This window comes from Lentzea albidocapillata (assembly GCF_000719115.1).
Classification (GTDB): domain Bacteria; phylum Actinomycetota; class Actinomycetes; order Mycobacteriales; family Pseudonocardiaceae; genus Lentzea; species Lentzea albidocapillata.
This window is the reverse complement of record NZ_JOEA01000009.1, coordinates 204947-220667: the sequence shown is the minus strand read 5'-3', so window position 1 is coordinate 220667 and position 15721 is coordinate 204947. Positions and strand designations below refer to the sequence as shown.

At 69.7% G+C, this 15721-nt stretch carries 16 protein-coding genes; 4 read left to right on the top strand and 12 right to left on the bottom strand.

Annotated features, from left to right (window positions below):
• Positions 1 to 4 precede the first annotated feature (4 nt).
• The 9 genes from IG04_RS0115080 to IG04_RS0115040 are packed head-to-tail and all read right to left on the bottom strand — an operon-like array spanning position 5 to position 8632.
• The gene (locus tag IG04_RS0115080; RefSeq protein ID WP_030477267.1) at positions 5 to 763 is read right to left on the bottom strand and encodes a DeoR/GlpR family DNA-binding transcription regulator; all 759 of its coding nucleotides are present in this window, start codon (positions 761 to 763) and stop codon (positions 5 to 7) included.
• A gap of 53 nt (positions 764 to 816) precedes the next feature.
• On the bottom strand, positions 817 to 1743 hold the full coding sequence (locus IG04_RS0115075; protein ID WP_036014667.1) for a carbohydrate kinase family protein: 927 nt from the start codon (positions 1741 to 1743) through the stop codon (positions 817 to 819).
• Positions 1743 to 3029, bottom strand: coding sequence for an alpha-galactosidase (gene melA / locus IG04_RS0115070; RefSeq protein WP_030477265.1), 1287 nt, complete (start codon positions 3027 to 3029; stop codon positions 1743 to 1745). The genes IG04_RS0115075 and melA overlap by 1 nt, the downstream gene beginning before the upstream one ends.
• Before the next feature lie 3 nt (positions 3030 to 3032).
• A complete protein-coding gene (locus tag IG04_RS0115065; protein WP_030477264.1) occupies positions 3033 to 3854 on the bottom strand; it encodes a class II fructose-bisphosphate aldolase in 822 nt (273 codons plus the stop codon).
• Between the two features lie 3 nt (positions 3855 to 3857).
• Positions 3858 to 4745, bottom strand: coding sequence for a 1-phosphofructokinase family hexose kinase (locus IG04_RS0115060; RefSeq protein WP_245816174.1), 888 nt, complete (start codon positions 4743 to 4745; stop codon positions 3858 to 3860).
• The gene (locus IG04_RS0115055; protein WP_051769939.1) at positions 4742 to 5653 is read right to left on the bottom strand and encodes an SIS domain-containing protein; all 912 of its coding nucleotides are present in this window, start codon (positions 5651 to 5653) and stop codon (positions 4742 to 4744) included. Before IG04_RS0115055 ends, IG04_RS0115060 begins: the two co-directional genes overlap by 4 nt.
• A gap of 23 nt (positions 5654 to 5676) precedes the next feature.
• Entirely contained in the window at positions 5677 to 6483 is an 807-nt protein-coding gene (locus IG04_RS0115050; RefSeq protein ID WP_030477261.1) for a carbohydrate ABC transporter permease, read from the bottom strand.
• On the bottom strand, positions 6480 to 7367 hold the full coding sequence (locus IG04_RS0115045; protein WP_030477260.1) for a carbohydrate ABC transporter permease: 888 nt from the start codon (positions 7365 to 7367) through the stop codon (positions 6480 to 6482). Before IG04_RS0115045 ends, IG04_RS0115050 begins: the two co-directional genes overlap by 4 nt.
• Positions 7364 to 8632, bottom strand: coding sequence for an ABC transporter substrate-binding protein (locus IG04_RS0115040; protein WP_051769936.1), 1269 nt, complete (start codon positions 8630 to 8632; stop codon positions 7364 to 7366). The genes IG04_RS0115045 and IG04_RS0115040 overlap by 4 nt, the downstream gene beginning before the upstream one ends.
• Before the next feature lie 173 nt (positions 8633 to 8805).
• Here IG04_RS0115040 and IG04_RS0115035 point away from each other — a divergent pair, with 173 nt between their 5' ends.
• Positions 8806 to 9654, top strand: coding sequence for an endo alpha-1,4 polygalactosaminidase (locus tag IG04_RS0115035; RefSeq protein WP_030477258.1), 849 nt, complete (start codon positions 8806 to 8808; stop codon positions 9652 to 9654).
• A 46-nt stretch (positions 9655 to 9700) separates the two neighbouring features.
• On the opposite strand, the gene IG04_RS0115030 is transcribed toward IG04_RS0115035, so the two are convergent.
• Complete coding sequence (locus IG04_RS0115030; RefSeq protein WP_084401247.1) at positions 9701 to 10921, bottom strand: extracellular catalytic domain type 2 short-chain-length polyhydroxyalkanoate depolymerase; 1221 nt, start codon at positions 10919 to 10921, stop codon at positions 9701 to 9703.
• A 133-nt stretch (positions 10922 to 11054) separates the two neighbouring features.
• On the opposite strand from IG04_RS0115030, the gene IG04_RS0115025 reads away from it, so the two are divergent.
• The 3 genes from IG04_RS0115025 (at position 11055) to IG04_RS0115015 (ending at position 14169) form a co-directional block, all read left to right on the top strand.
• On the top strand, positions 11055 to 11885 hold the full coding sequence (locus tag IG04_RS0115025; RefSeq protein ID WP_030477256.1) for a PhzF family phenazine biosynthesis protein: 831 nt from the start codon (positions 11055 to 11057) through the stop codon (positions 11883 to 11885).
• Positions 11886 to 12070: 185 nt separating this feature from the next.
• Entirely contained in the window at positions 12071 to 12841 is a 771-nt protein-coding gene (locus IG04_RS0115020) for an MHYT domain-containing protein (protein WP_051769932.1), read from the top strand.
• 170 nt (positions 12842 to 13011) lie between these two features.
• Complete coding sequence (locus IG04_RS0115015) at positions 13012 to 14169, top strand: RNA-guided endonuclease InsQ/TnpB family protein (protein WP_211257765.1); 1158 nt, start codon at positions 13012 to 13014, stop codon at positions 14167 to 14169.
• On the opposite strand, the gene IG04_RS45230 is transcribed toward IG04_RS0115015, so the two are convergent.
• Together IG04_RS45230 and IG04_RS0115005 are read right to left on the bottom strand one after the other, a co-directional pair.
• The gene (locus IG04_RS45230) at positions 14141 to 14467 is read right to left on the bottom strand and encodes a Smr/MutS family protein (RefSeq protein WP_245816175.1); all 327 of its coding nucleotides are present in this window, start codon (positions 14465 to 14467) and stop codon (positions 14141 to 14143) included. The two genes, IG04_RS0115015 and IG04_RS45230, sit on opposite strands and share 29 nt — an antisense overlap.
• Positions 14464 to 15660 carry an MFS transporter gene (locus IG04_RS0115005; protein WP_030477252.1) on the bottom strand — a complete coding sequence of 399 codons (1197 nt, stop codon included), beginning with the start codon at positions 15658 to 15660 and terminating at the stop codon, positions 14464 to 14466. The genes IG04_RS45230 and IG04_RS0115005 overlap by 4 nt, the downstream gene beginning before the upstream one ends.
• Between the last annotated feature and the right edge of the window lie 61 nt (positions 15661 to 15721).

Below are 15721 nucleotides of genomic sequence, written 5' to 3'. Positions count from 1 at the left end.
CGCCTTAGGCGACGACCACCTCGACGCCCACCGCGCGCAACCGGTCCAGTTCCGCAGCGGGTGCCGAGGAATCGGTGATCACGACGTGGACGTCCGTGATCCCGGCGATGCGCGAGAACGCGCGCTTGCCCACCTTGGAGCCGTCCGCGAGCACGACCACACGGTCCGCCGTGCGCAGCAGGCAGTGGTCGGTGTGGGCCTCGACCTCGTCGTGGGTCGTGATGCCGCCGCGCGCGTCGATGCCGTCGACGCCGAGGAAGACCAGGTCCAGGCTGATGCCGGCGAGGGCCCGGTCGGCGATCGGGCCGACCAGCTCGTAGCTTTCCGGGCGCACGCCGCCGCCGGTGACGACGAGGTCGATCGTGGGGCGGGGGCACAGGTCCGAGGCGATGTTGAGGGCGTTCGTCACGACCTTCAGCTGCCTGGTGCCGGCGAGGAGGCGGGCGAGTTCGGTCGTCGTCGTGCCGCCGTTGAGGCCTACCGAGTGGACGGACTCGGTGACGAACTTCGCGGCTGCCTCGGCGATCTGGCGCTTCTCCTCGCGGCGGCCCAGCCGGTAGCGCAGCGGCAGTTCGTAGATGACCTCCGCCGCCACCGCGCCGCCGTGGGTGCGCTTGAGCAGCTTCTGCTCTTCGAGCGACTGGAGGTCCCGGCGGATCGACGCGACCGACGTGCCCAGGTCCTCCGCGAGCCCGGTCACCGTCACCGAGCCCGCGTCCGCGAGCTTCCCCAGGATCGCCGCTAGGCGCTGCTCTTGACGCACGCGATCAGCATAACGCACCGATCATGCTCGCTTTGGCACCACTTGAGGACAAATCACGCATTCTGTGTGCTCGTTATCGCTACGCTCCGCGCCAGGGCCGTCGCCTCGGCCCAGGACGGCTGTGTCGCCACTCCCCCGGCGCCGCGCGTCGACAGCGCCCCCGCCGCCGCACCGAGCGCCAGTGCCGCGCGCAGGTCGCCGTCCCGCAGCCATCCGGCCAGAAAGCCCGCGTCGAACGAGTCGCCCGCGCCGACCGTGTCCACCGGCTCCACGACCGGCGGACGGGCGGTGATCCGTTCGCCGCCGGACAACGCGACGCAGCCGTCCCTGCCCGCCTTGACGACCGGAACCGTGCCGGTGGCGGCGAACACGGGCAGCGGGTCCGCGGCGCCGGTGAGCGCCACCGCCTCGGCCTGGTTCGGCAGCACGAAAGTGCACTGCTCCAACAGATCCTCAGACAGCTTCCACCCTCCGGACGGATCGTCGTTCGTGTCGAGCGAGGTGGTGGCGCCCCGAGTGCGCGCCGTCCGGAACACCTCGGACAGGCCGGCGGCGAGGCGGGGTTGCAGGAAGTACGAGGCTGCGTGCACGTGCCGGGCCGCGACCGCCGGAACGTGCTCGGGACCGAAAGCGGCCAGGCATCCCGGCGCCGTCAGGATCGCCCGGTCTCCCCCGGCCTGGTTGAGGCACACGGTCAACGCCGTCGGCAACGACTCGTGCCGGACGCACGCGCTGATGTCCACACCCGCGGACTTCAGTGCGTCCAGCACGAAGTCACCCGCCGCGTCCCGGCCGACCATCGCGGCGAGACCGACCTCCAGCCCCAGGCGCGCGGCGCCGTGCGCGACGATCGCCGCCGAGCCGCCGAGCGCGAGAACTCCTTGGTCCACCAGCGTTTCCGCCTGCCCGTACGCAGGGGTGCCGGGGGCGCCGAACACGAGCACGTCCGGATTCGCGTCACCGATCACGAGGAGGTCCATCAGGCACTCCGCAGCGCGGCGGGCAGCAGGTCGCCGTGCGCGGCGGTCATCGCGGTGACGAGGTCGTCGATCTGGGTGACGGTGAGCGCGGCGGCCGTCGCCGGGTCGCACAGGGCCGCGTGCCGGACGTGCCGGGGGTCGCCCTCGACCGCCGCCGCCACGGTCAGGTCCACCACGTTCAGGAAGCTCCGGTTCAGGGCCGCGAGCTGGCGGGGCAGGGCGCCGACGCGGTGCGGGTGCACGCCGAGCCGGTCCAGCGTCGCGGGCACCTCCACGGCGGCTCCTTCGGGCAGGTTGGAGATGAGGCCGTGGTTCGCGACGTTCACCTGGATCGTCCGGCGCTGACCGGTCACCAGGCTGTGGATCATCTGTGGCGCGTACTCGACGGCGTCGTCGGACAGCGTCGGCGGTGCGTCGCCGGCGGCCAGCGCGGCACGGGTCTTCTCGTACGTGGCCACGTTCTCCGCGCTGATCGTCGCGTAGTCGCGGACGGGGAGACGCAGTCGCTCCACTTCGGACTGGTGCCGCAGGTACCACGGCACGTACTCGGACGAGTGCTCGCTCGTCTCCGTCGGGTAGAAACCGAAGCGGCGGTACAGGTCGACGCGCACCCGCCGTGCCAGCCCCGGATCGCCCGCGATCGCGGCGTCGAGCGCCGGGTAGAGGTCACGTCCCTCGTGCTGCCACCGCAGGATCCACGCCTGGTGGTTCACGCCGGCGGAGAGGAAGTCCACCTCGTCGTGCGGCACACCGACCAACGCGCTGAGGTCGTGGATGGTCCAGTGCACCGAGTGGCACAGGCCTGCCACCTTGAGCCAGGGCGCGACGGTCGTGAGGTACTGGATGTTCATGGCCATCGGGTTGGTGTAGTTCAGCAGCCAGGCGTCCGGGCAGACGGCGAGCACGTCCGCCGCGAGCCCGTCCAGGAACGGGAAGGTGCGCAGCCCGCGGAAGATCCCGCCGATCCCCAGGGTGTCGCCGATGGTCTGGCGCAGGCCGAACGACTCCGGCACGTCGAAGTCGGTCAGCGTCGCCGCGTGGCCGCCGATCGCGACCATGTTCACCACGACGTCGGCCCCCTCCAACGCTTCCCGGCGCGACAGCGAGGTGCGGACGTGCGCTCCACCGGCCAGCCGGGCCAGTGCCGCCGCGACCTCCAGCCTCTCGGCGTCGATGTCGTGCAGCGAGATGGTGACGTCGGCCAGTTCCGGGAACGACAGCACGTCGCGCAGGAGCTGCCGGGTGAACTCGACGGAACCCGCGCCCACGAAGGCAATGGTGACCATGGATCAGCCTTTCAGTACGCGGATGAGCCGAGCGACCTCGGCGGACACGGCCTCACGTCCGGCACCGAGGTAGCGCCGGGGGTCGACGAGAGCGGGGTCGTCGTCGAGTGCGGTCCGCACGCTGGCGGTGAAGTGCTTGTTGAGCTGCGTGGCTATGTTGATCTTCCACACCCCCGCCCGCACGGCCGCCGCGAGGTTCTCGTCGGCGACACCGGACGACCCGTGGAGTACCAGTGGCACCGGCACCGCCTTGTGCAGCAACGCGATCAGCTCGAAATCCAGCTGGGCGTCGCGGCTCAGCATCGCGTGCGAGGAACCCACGGCGACGGCGAGGAAGTCCACCGCTGTCGCCTCCACGTACGCGGCGGCGTCGTCCGGATCGGTGCGCGCACCCGGTGCGTGCACGCCGTCCTTGCCGCCGATCTCACCGAGCTCCGCCTCGACGCCGACGCCGGCCTCGTGACACCAGCGCACGACCTCCGCCGTGCGGGCCACGTTCTCGTCGTGCGGCAACGCGGAGGCGTCGAACATCACCGACCCGAACCCGAGCTCGACGGCCTCCCGCACCAGATCCTCCGAGGTGGCGTGGTCGAGGTGCACCGCGATCGGCGTGGTCGCCGCGGCGGCGACGGAGAGCGCGGCGGCGGCGATCGGGCGCAGAGAACCGTGGTAGCGCACGGCGTTCTGGCTGATCTGCAACACGACGGGTGCTCCGGTCTGCTCGGCCGCGGCGGCGATCGCCTCGGCGTGCTCGACCTGGATCACGTTGAACGCGGGCACCGGCGCGGGTCCGCCGATCATCTCGCGAAGTTTCCCCAAGGGCATGTTCTAGTCCTCTGGAACTGGTCTGGGCGTGACATCCGCCCGGTGCTGGTCGTAGAAGGCGCGGTCGAAGTCGCCGGCGAGCGGGGCGCGCACCGCCGCCGCCGACAACGCCACCGCCTCGGCGAGACGCTCCGGCCACGGCAGGTGCCACCCGGCGACCAGCGCGGCGACGGCGGCGTCACCGGCACCGGTCGGGTTCCCGGTGATCACCTCGGGCGGAGCCGCCGACCACACGCCATCGGCGGTATGGGCGGTCATCCCGCGCGGGCCGTCGGACACGAGTGCCGCCGTGGCGCCGAGAGCGAGTGGATCGTCCACTTCGGACGCTGCCGCGAGCTCGCTGCGGTTCGGCGTGATGACGGCGGGCCCGGCGGCGGCTCCGAGAGCCAGCGCCGGTCCGTCCGCGTCCAGCACCACCGGCACGGGCGCGGAGCGCACGAGCGTCGCGTAGGCGTCGTCCGGGAGCCCTTGCGGCAGTGAACCGGACAGCACCACGACGTCGGCGTTCGCGACGAGTTCCGAGTAGTGGACCAGGAATCCCGACCACTCCTCAGATGTGACGACCGGTCCCGGTTCGGCGAAGAGCGTCGCCTGACCGGAATCGGCCACGACGGTGACCGTGCGCCGGGTCTCCCCCGCGATCGGGAACATCGCGTGCGGCACATCGGATCGGCTCAGGTCCTCCCGCAGCACCGCACCCGCCGATCCGCCCGCGAACCCGGTCGCGAGCACCGGCACGCCCAGCGCCAGCAGCATTCGCGCCACGTTGACGCCCTTGCCACCCGCGCGCACGGCCACGCCGGAGACGCGGTGGGTGTCACCCGGCACGAGGGCGCCGACGCGATAGGTGACGTCAAGCGCCGCGTTGAGCGTGACGGTCAACGCCCTCACGGCGTGCCGTTCAGGATCACCGACCGGGTGAGGTTGCGCGGGGTGTCGGGGGCGAGTCCGCGCAGCAGCGCCACTTCCACGGCGAGCCTGTGCACCGCGACGAGTTCGGCGAGCGGGTCGCGATCCCGGGCGATCCACTGCCCGCCCGCCCCGGCGACGTCGAGGCCGAGGCCCTCGGGAGGGGTGCCGAGCACCCAGACCAGGGAGCTCTCGTCGGTGATGGCGATCGGCCCGTGCCGGTACTCGGCGGCCGGGTACGACTCGGCCCAGCTCAGCGACGCCTCCCGCATCTTGAGCGCCGCTTCGGCGGCGAGACCGGTCGTCCAGGGGGCGCCGCCGAGGAACGTGAACTGGTTGCGCTCCACCAGGTCCGCGCCCAGCGGTTCGGCCAGGGCCTGCTCCGCGTCGAGGATCGCGCGGTCGAGCCGTTCGCCCAGATGAGCGCGCAGCAGCACGAGCGCGGTGGTGGCGAACCGCGTCTGCACGACCGAGCGCTCGTCGGCGAACTCCAGCGCGACCACGTGATCGGCCAGCTCGGTCACCGGGGTGCCGGGGGTGCCGACGATGGCCGTCGACGGCACGTTCAGCCGCCGCAGCACGTCGATCACCTCGGTGGTGGTGCCCGACCGGGTCAGCGCCACGACCCGGTCGTAGGTGCGGCCGAACGGGAACTCGGACGCGGCGAACGCGTCGGTCTCCCCCAGCCCCGCGTCCTCGCGCAGCCGGGCGTAGGCCTGGGCCATGAACCACGACGTGCCGCAGCCGACGACCGCGACGCGTTCGCCGTGCGCGGGAAGAGCGGCCACGACCCCGGGTTCGGTGACGAGGGCGACCGCCCGGCGCCAGCAGGCCGGCTGGGACGCGATCTCGGCCGTGGTGTGCAGCTGCGCGGCGGAGGTGCTGTGCATGGCGGATTCCTTTGGTTGTTCAGTCACTTGATGCCCGCTGCGGCCACCGACCGCACGAAGAACCGCTGGGCGAAGAAGAAGACGAGCAGGACGGGCAGCTGGCTGAGCACCGTGCCGGCCATGAGCTTCGGCCAGTTCGTGGTGTGCGCGCCCTGGAAGCTCTGCAGTCCCAGTTGGACGGTCATGGTGTCCGGGCTCTGCACGACGATGAGCGGCCACAGGAAGTCGTTCCAGGTCTGCAGGAACGTGAGCACGGCGAGGGTCGCGAGCGTGGGCCGCATCAACGGCAGCAGCACCTGCAGCAGGGTCCGCAGCCTGCTCGCCCCGTCGATCCGCGCGGCCTCCTCCAGCTCGCGGGGCAGCGTGGTGAAGAACTGCCGCATCAGGAACACGCCGAACGCGGTGGCCAGGTTGGGAGCGATCAGCGCGCCGAGCGTGTCGACCAGTCCCAGCGACCGCATCATGATCAGCAACGGCAGCATGACGATCTGGAACGGCACCATCAGCGTCGCCAGCATCAGGAAGAACGCGACCCTGCCGCCGAAGAACCGGATGCGCGCGAAGGCGTACCCCGCCAGCGAGCAGAGCAGCAGGTTGCCTGCCACGCAGACGACGGAGACGACGAAGCTGTTGACCAGCCACGAACCCAGTGGCGCGTCCCGCATCGCCGCGAGGTAGTTCTCCCACTCGATCCCGCTGGGCAGGCCGGGAGGGAACCGCCGCGACTCCTGCTGGGTGGACACCGACACCAGCAGCATCCAGACCAGCGGCGTGACCATCACGGCGGAGAGCGGCAGCAGGACCAGGTGCAGTGCGCTGGGCCTTCTCATCGAACCTCGTAGTGGGACCGGCGGTTGAACCGCAGCTGCAGGAGGGTGAAGGCGGCGATCAGCACGAAGACGGCGCAGCCGATGGCCGCCGCGTAGCCGCCGTCGAAGCTCACGAAGGCCTCGTTGTAGAGGTGGTAGACGAGCACGGTGGTCGCGCGCAGCGGCCCGCCCTTGGTCGTCACGTACACGGCGTCGAAGAGCTGCAGGCCGTTGATCGTGAGCCACACCAGCAGGAAGCCGGTGGCGGGTGACACCAGCGGCAGCTCGACGTGCCAGAACGACCGGACTCGGCCGCAACCATCCAAAGAGGACGCCTCAATCAGGTCCTTCGGCACGTTCTGCAGCGCCGCCAGGTAGATGATGACCGCGAACCCGAGCCAGCCCCACACCGTCATCGCCACCACGGCGAACAGGGCCTGGCCGGGATCGGCGAAGAAGCCCTGCTTCGGCAGGCCCACGGCGTCCAGCGCCGCGTTGACCAGCCCGAACTGCGGGTTCGCCAGCCAGCTGAACATGATGCCGGTCGCGACCGTCGAGGTCACCAGCGGCACGGACACGGCGAGCCGGTACAGCATGACGCCGCGGATCCTCTGGTTCAGCATCACCGCGATCGGCAACGCGAGTGCGAGCGTGACCGGCACGAACAGCGCGACATAGACGATCGTGCGGCGGGCAGCGTCCCAGAACAGCGGGTCGGCGACGAGCTTCGCGTAGTTGTCGCCACCCGCGAACGTCCCGGGCGAGGTGAGGTCAGTGTGCTGGAAGGAGAGCAAGAACGACCACACGACGGGCACGAGCCCGAACACCCCGATCAGCACCACGGCGGGGGCGGCGAACCCCCACCCTGCCGCGTGGTCGGCGAGCCTGCGCCGGTCGAGCGTCACGAGCCCGCCAGTGCCTGGTCGACCTCGCCGCGTGCCTGGTCGAGCGCGGCCCGGGGTTCGGCCTGACCGAGCAGGACCGACTGCACGGCGGTGCCCAGCACCTGCGAGATCTTCGGGTACTGCGGGATGTTCGGCCGGGACTTCGTCACGTTCTTCGCGAGGTTGTCGACGAACACCTTGGTACCGGGGTACCTCGCCTCGAACTCGGCGTAGCCGGAGAGGTCCACTTCGGACTGCCGGATCGGCAGGTGGCCGGTCTCCATCGCGAACTCGAGGTGGATCTCCGCGGACAGCAGCCACTTCAGGAACGGCAGGGCGTTCGCGCGGCCGTTCTCACCGAACACGACGAACGTGTCCGGGCCCGCGATCGTCGCGTGGGTGACCTTGCCCGGCAGGATCTGCACGCCGTACGACACGTCCTCGTTGATCGATCCGAGGTCCCACGGCCCGGTCCACAGCATGCCGATCCGGCCCGAGTTGAAGAGGTTGAGGTACTGCTGGTCGCCCGCGTCCAGGTATACCGACTTGTCCGTGACGGCCATGTCGCGCAACAGCTGCATGGCCTGCGTGCCGGCGTCCGAGGCGAACGCTGCCTTCTTCCCGTCCGCGGACAGCAGGTCGCCGCCGGCCTGCCAGAGCAGCGCGAGGAACCGCCACACCGTGTCCTCGGTGCCGTCGTTGACGTACGCCCAGCCGAACCGGCCGTCACCGCTGAGCTTGCGCGCGGCCGACCGGAAGTCCTCCCAGGTCCACGACTCGGTGGGGTGGGCGATCTTGGCCTCGTCGAACAGCTTCTTGTTGTAGACGAGCGAGAGGTTGTCGACGAGCGCGGGAACGCCGTAGATCTTGCCGTCGACCGTGGCGGCCTCGCGGCCCGCCGGGAAGAGGTCGTCCCAGTCGAACGCCGTGTCGCCGCGCAGCAGGTCCGTGAGGTCCTGCGTCTGCGGGCGGCCGGTGAGCCCGGTGATCGAGGAGCCGTACTGGTAGGCGACCTCCGGCGGGTTGCCCGAAGCGAACGATGCCAGCGTCTTCTGCAGCGCGTTGTCGTTGCCACCGTTGAACACCAGCTCGACCTGCTGGCCGGGGTGCGTGGTGTTCCAGCGCGCGGCGAGCTTGTCGAACGCCGCGGCCTCCTTGTCGGTGTAGCCGTGCCACACCTTCACCTTGCCGTCGCTGCCGGAGCCCGTTCCGCAGCCCGCCGTCATGACGAGTGCGGCGCCCATCATCAGCACCGTCCGGCGACTCAGCCCTCTGCCGTGTGCCATGTCGACTCCTCAGGGGTGGGTGCGGCTCTGTGGTCGGGGACCCTAAGCGGAAATCGCTCAAACAAGCAAGCATTCTGACCGATTGAGATTGCTTTCTGGCCTTGAGGGTACGTTCTCGCTACAGTCGCTCAGACCCAATCACCGCTCGTGAGCGATCAAGGAGTCTGGCGCTGATGACCTCCCCTGCGCGCGCCCTCACCGGAACCGCCCTCGCCGCACTCGCCCTCGCGGCCTGCGTCACCGGGCCACTGGCCTCGTCCAGTCAGGCCGGCGGCATCTCGGCCGCGGCCGTCGAACTGCCCCCTGCCGGCGCGGTGCTCGACTACCAGCTCGGTACCGCGTACACGCCACCGCGGGGCGTGACCATGGTGACCCGCGACAGCACCGCCTCACCCGCCGCCGGCCTCTACAACATCTGCTACGTCAACGGGTTCCAGTCCCAGCCCGCGGACCGCGACGTCTGGCTGAACCAGCGCGGCCACCTGGTGCTCAAGGACTCGTCCGGAAAGCCGATCATCGACCCGAACTGGCCCGACGAGTTCCTGCTCGACACGTCGACCTCCGCGAAGCGCACCGAGCTCGCCTCGATCATCGGCCGCACCATCGACCAGTGCGCCGCCAAGGGATTCAAGGCCGTCGAGGTGGACAACCTCGACTCCTACCTGCGTTCCCGCGGCAAGCTGAGCGTGAACAACAACCTCGCCTACGCGAAGCTGCTCGCCGACCGCACGCACGCCAAGGGCCTGGCGATCGGCCAGAAGAACTCCGCCGAAGAGGCCTCCCGCGGACGCTCCGAAGTCGGCTTCGACTTCGCGGTCTCCGAGGAGTGCCACCGGTGGGAGGAGTGTTCGTCCTACTCGGACGTGTACGGCTCACGCGTGATGGACATCGAGTACACCGATGACCTGCGCGGCACGTTCGAGGACGTGTGCAACGACCCGGACACCCCGGCCACCACGACGTTGCGCGACCGCTACCTCGTCGGGCCGGGCCAGTCCGGGTACGCGTTCGACCACTGCTGACGGGACCGGGGTGGCGGTGCGCGCCGCCGCCCCGGAGCTCAGCCGGTCAGCACTTCACCCAGTGGTTCGGCGAGGTCTGCCGGATGGTGCTGGTGGTGAAGGTGTTCCACAGCCCGAGCGGCTGGCCGGAGCCCAGCGCGTAGGTCTGGCCGAGCGTGACGTAGGCGCGGGCGGCGACCGTGTGGGCGTAGTTGCTGGCGGTGACGCACTCAGAGACCGGCGGCGTCGTGGTCGTTGTGGTGGGCGGTGGTCCTCCGGCGCTCAACGCCTTGACCATGTTCACGACGGCGGTCATCTGCGGGCCGGTCTTCAGCGCGTACTGAGGCGACTGGTAACCCCACCAGTCCCAGCAACCGCGCGGGTTTCCGGTCATCGTGGTGGCCTGCGGGTAGAGCACGATCATGTTGTTGGTGTCGGCGTACTCGTTGAGGTACGCCTTGTCCATCAACGCGTTGCCGATCAGCCCGAAGTACTGGTAGCAACCGTGGAGCGTCACCATCAGCCTGCACGGCCCCGTCTCGCACGACCGTGGCACGTAAGCGAAACCGTCGCGGCCCATGCTGATCGACGCCGCGTTGCCGCCGGGCGCGTAGGCGTTCTGGTCGAACTGCACGAGCTTGCCGGACAACGTCGAGGCGGCCGCGTTCACCGGACCGGCCAGGTGTGCCAGCATCTCCTTCACCACGTCGGTCCCGCACTTGTTGACGTACGGCGAAGCCGTGGCACCGCAGGCATTCGGGCCGATCGGACTGATCCACGCGTGCCCGGCCGCGGTGGTGTTGTGGTAGGCGACCCGTGCGCCGAAGTCGCGGTAGTAGGTGGCGAGATCGTCGTTCACCACGCGGGCGACGGTGTCGTCAGCGGTGCCGTGGAACAGCCAGACCGGGTCGCCCGAGAGGTTCTGCGGCGGATCGACGCTGCCCGCCGCCGCGCGGTTCCTGGTCAGCTGCTCCAGTTCGGCCGGCGACTTGCGCGCTTGGAAGGTGTCCATGCACGCGAGCAGCGCGGTGTTCACGTTGTTCTGCGCGCAGTCGTAGGCGCCGGCGGAGAAGATGCCCGCGCCCTGGAACACGCTCGAATACGCGACGTGGAGCTGGTTGGCGAGGTAGCCGCCGGACGACACGCCGCTGACATAGGTACCGGTGATGTCGTACTTGGTGAGCGTGCCGGGCTGCGGTGGCGGGACCGCCGCGAGCGAGATCGACAGGGATGCCGCGGCCAGGCCGATGGCCGCCGCGAGTGCCACGAGCGCGTTCCTCAATCGCATGTGTTCGCCTCCGTCATTGCAGGCAGGACATGTGGTCGAGGTTAGGAGCCGGTAACAGGACGGCACCACGTGTGAGGTCACCACCTCGCGTGCTCGCCAGACGTCGGACCGCACCATTGACTAGCTTGGCCTCATGCGGACGTTCAGCCAGGTCGACGTGTTCACCGACGAGTTCACGAAGGGCAACGCGCTCGCCGTCGTGCACGACGCGGAGGGCCTGACCACCGAACAGATGGCGGCGTTCGCGAACTGGACGAACCTCGCCGAGACGACGTTCCTCCTGCCTCCGGAGAACCCCTCCGCCGACTATCGGCTACGGATTTTCACGGTGAGCCGCGAGCTGCCGTTCGCGGGCCACCCGACGCTCGGATCGGCTCACGCGTGGCTGGCCGCCGGGCACACCCCGCGCGACCCGGACAGGCTGGTGCAGGAGTGCGGCGCCGGGCTGGTGGAGGTGCGGCGCGACGGCTCGCGGCTGGCGTTCGCCGCCCCGCCACTCCTGCGCGGCGGGCCGGTCGAGGACCACGCGGCTCTCGCCGCGGCGCTGGCGATCGCGCCGGAGGAGATCGCCGGCGCGCAGTGGGCCGACAACGGGCCGGGCTGGGTCGCCGTGCTGCTCCACTCGGCCGCTGCCGTGCTGGCACTGCGACCCGACTACCAGCGGTTCGGTGAGTTCACGGGCATCGGGGTGGTCGGGCCGCATCCCGACGGGGGCGAGGCGGCGTTCGAGGTGCGGGCGTTCGTCAACGAGGGCGGGCGGTTCGAGGAGGACCCGGTGACGGGCAGCCTCAACGCCTCGGTCGCGCAGTGGCTCATCCCGGCGGGGATCGCCCAGCAGCGCTACGTCGCGGCTCAGGGCACCGCGCTCGGCCGCCGGGGCCGGGTGCACCTCTCGCTGGAAGACGGCTCGATCTGGGTCGGCGGGAACTCCGTGCTCGGCATCACCGGCCGGGTGGTCCTGTGACCGTCCTCTGAGGACGTCCGCCGGGTGCCGGCGCGGGTGGAACTGCCCGCCGCACAGACGCACAGTAGTCCTTTGTGGATGGTTGTGGCGCACTGCGCGTGCCCGGCCGATCGCCCTTCGTGTTAATGGATTTGATTGTCCACAACATCCTTGTGTCCAATAGATTTGAAATGTTTTCATCTCTCATGGACATGGGGACCTACACGCCGCTCGCCGCCTACGCCGTGGCGTTCCTTGGCTCCGTCCTGGGTCTCCTGTCCGCGGAACGGGCGCGGCACGCGTCCAGGACGACGCGCAACTGGTGGATCGGCGTCGCCGCGGTGTCGATCGGCGGGCTCGGCATCTGGGGCATGCACTTCACCGCGATGCTCGGCACGTGGATGGGCGCGAACGTCGCCTACGACATCCCCATCACGTTGCTGAGCATGATCGTCGCCATCGTGGTCGTCGCCGCCGGCCTGTTCCTCGTGCGGCGCTACGGCATCAACGGCGACACGCGCTTCTGGCCACTCGCCGCGGGCGGGCTCGTCACCGGCCTCGGCGTCGCCGCGATGCACTACACCGGCATGTCCGCGATCGTGATCAACGCCGACGTCAGCTACAACCCCGGCCTGGTGGCGCTGTCCGTCCTCATCGCCGTGGTCGCCTCGACCGTCGCGCTGTGGTTCACGCGCAAGGTCAGCGGCCTGCTCGCCGTCATCGGCGCCGCCCTGGTGATGGGCGTCGCCGTCACGGGCATGCACTACACCGGCATGTACGCCATGAAAATGGCACACGACCACAGCGCGTCGATCGTCGTCGGCAACTCGCACGAGCTGATCACGTCGTTGATCATCGGCGGCGCCGGCGTCAGCGTGATCATCATCTTCCTGCTCGCGCTCACCTCGTCCGACGAGGAGAGCCGCGAGGAGGCCGAACTGCTCGACCGCGTCATGCGGCGCACCAGCCGGGGCTGAGCCCTACTTCAGGTGCACCAGCACCATTCCGTCGTTGCCGGGCGCGATCTCGACGCGGCGGTAGAGCTTCTTCACCTGACGGTTTGTCGGCGGAAGCCCGGCCGTTCACGGCCGGGAGGAAGCCGATGCGCCGATGTCGACCGAACACGCGTTCGATAGGATCGTCTGTGGTGAAGCTGGTGGTGCGGGTGAAACTGCTGCCGACGCCTGTCCAGGTGGCGGCGCTGGCGGCGACCTTGCATGCCTGCAACGAGGCTGCGGAGTACGCGTCGAGGGTGGCGTTCGAGCGGAACGTGAAGTCCCGTAACGAGTTGCAGAAGCTCTGCTACCACGACGTCAAGGACCGGTTCGGTCTGTCGGCGCAGCCCGCGGTGCGGGTGGTGAAGAAAGTCGTCGATGCCTACACCACCCTGCGGGCCTCGATCAGGGCTGGAAACCTCGGCGCGGAGAAGTCCCGGCGCCGCGTCAAGGCCGAGTCGAAGCCGATCTCGTTTCGCCGGTGGGCGGCGCAGCCGTTCGACGACCGCTGCCTGTCATGGCGGCTGGACGCGCGGACGGTCAGCATCTGGACAACCGCGGGCAGGGTGAAGGACCTCCGGTTCGCCTGCTCGCCGGAACAGTTGACGACACTGCGTGCTCACCGTCAGGGCGAGTCGGACCTGCTGTTCTGCGACGGCATGTGGTTTCTGATCGCCACCTGCGAGGTGCCCGAGCCGGAGGTGTTCGAGCCTGCCGACTGGATCGGTGTCGACCGGGGTATCACCAACCTGGCCACCACCTCGGACCTGGACAACTTCCAGGGCCGCCGCCTGCAACGCTATCGCCGCTGGCACGCCCGCAAACGCGCCGAGTTGCAGGTCCGGCGCACCAAGTCCGCCCACCGTCGCCTGAAGAAGCGAGCCCGTCGGGAAGCTCGACACGCGACGCACGTCAACCACAAGATCGCCAAGGACATCGTGGCTGTTGCCGCACGCACCGGCCGCGGAATCGCCCTGGAGGAACTCCACGGCATCCGCGACCGGGTACGGCCGCACCGGCACCAGCGAGCCACCCAGTCCAGCTGGCCGTTCCATCAGCTCGAACAGCACATCACCTACAAAGCCCGCCGGGCCGGTGTGCCGGTGCTGCTGGTGGACGCCCGCTACACCTCGCAGATGTGCCCCAGGTGCAAGCACACGTCCCGTTCGGACCGGCCCACCAGGGACCGGTTCTGTTGTCGCCGGTGCGGTCTCGCTGGACCCGCCGACGTCGTCGCCGCCGTGAACATCCGTGATCGGGCACGGCGCGCGTGGGTACTTGTCAACGTGCCCTTACCGACGGTTGCCTGAGCAGCTGCAGGTAGATGCGGCCCGCACACCACAACCAGTGGTGGACGAGGAACGCGACTCGGCTTGAAGGAATCGGGCGCACGCTCGGCCCCTTCAGGGTCGAGAAGTTGACGTGCGGCTGCTTCAGCATCGCGAGCACCCGGCTCCTGAGCTTGCCGGCCCCCTTGCCCGTGATGATCTCGACCAGCGGCACCTGCTGCCCGGCCGCGCGGAACAGCGCGTTGCGGACGGCCTGGGCGATGTCCTGGTCGCTGCGGAAGATCGGGTGCAGGTCCACGGTCAGCTTGTCCAGGCTCACACCACGCATTCTGCCTGAGCCGCGCGGGGCATCACCGCGAGTCCCGCCAACGCGCCGCCCGCGGTGACCACACAGGCGACCACCACGGCGGCGGACAGCGACACCGTCTGTGCCAGCAGCGGCCCGGCCAGCGCGCCGATCAACGTCGCCAGCGCCTCCGCGGTCAGGAACACCGCGCTGATCCGGCCGAGTGCCTCGTTCGGCACGGCGCGTTGCAACGCCGTTTGTGATGTCACGAGCGTCATGGAGCCGAACACGCCGATCGCGACACCAGCGGGTAACGCGACGACCAGCGAGGTCGAGCTGAAGAGCAGGAGAAACGCCACGGCGGTCGCCAGCTGGCTCGCCGCGAGCAGGAACCGCGGCTGCACCCGGTCGACCAGCCTCCGGATCACCACCGCGCCGAGCAGAAAACCGATGCCGAGTGCGGACACCACGAGCCCGATCTGTTCGCTGCCACCGAGTTGCCGGATGCCGAACGGCACGAGCAACGCGCTGAGCGAGGCGTTCGCCGCGAGGAACACCGCCGTCAACGGCAGCAGTGCCATCGCGATCGGCAAGTCCCGCAACACCTTCCAGCCGGCGGCGAGATCGGCGAGCACCCGCTTGCTCACCGCCTGCGCCGTGGTGCGCGTGGTCGCCGCGATCGCGGCCGCCGAGACGAGGTAGCTCGCGACGTCGATCCAGATGAGCGTCTGGAAGCCGGCGAACGTCAGGATCACCGCGCCCAGTGGCGGCGCGACGAGGCGGACCGTGCCGTCGACGGCGGCGTTCAGCGAGTTCGCGCTGCTCAGGCCACCGCCGGTGCCGACGACGGCCGGGATGTGCGCCTGCGCGGCCGGGCGGAACAGCACGGCGCCGGTGCTCTCGGCGATCAGCGCGACGTAGACCAGCCAGAGCGAGTGCTCGGCCGTGGCGAACAACATCAGCGTGACCGCCGCGGCGCGGAACAGGTCCGCGATGATCATCACCCGCCTGCGGTCCCAGCGGTCGGCCACCACGCCCGCGAACGGGCCGAGCAGCAGCGGCGGCAGGTACTCGGCGACCAGGGTGAGACCGGTCGCGAGCAGGGAGCCGGTGAGTGCGTAGACGTGGGCCGGGATCGCGATCACCAGCAGCCACGAGCCCAGCAGGCTCACCGTTCGTCCGGTCCACAACAGCCGGAAATCGCGGACCTTCAGCGCTTCGAGCACCGCCCACCCCCAGGTAGTAGTCTTGACAGAATAAGAGCGCTGATCGAAGTGTTCTGTCAAG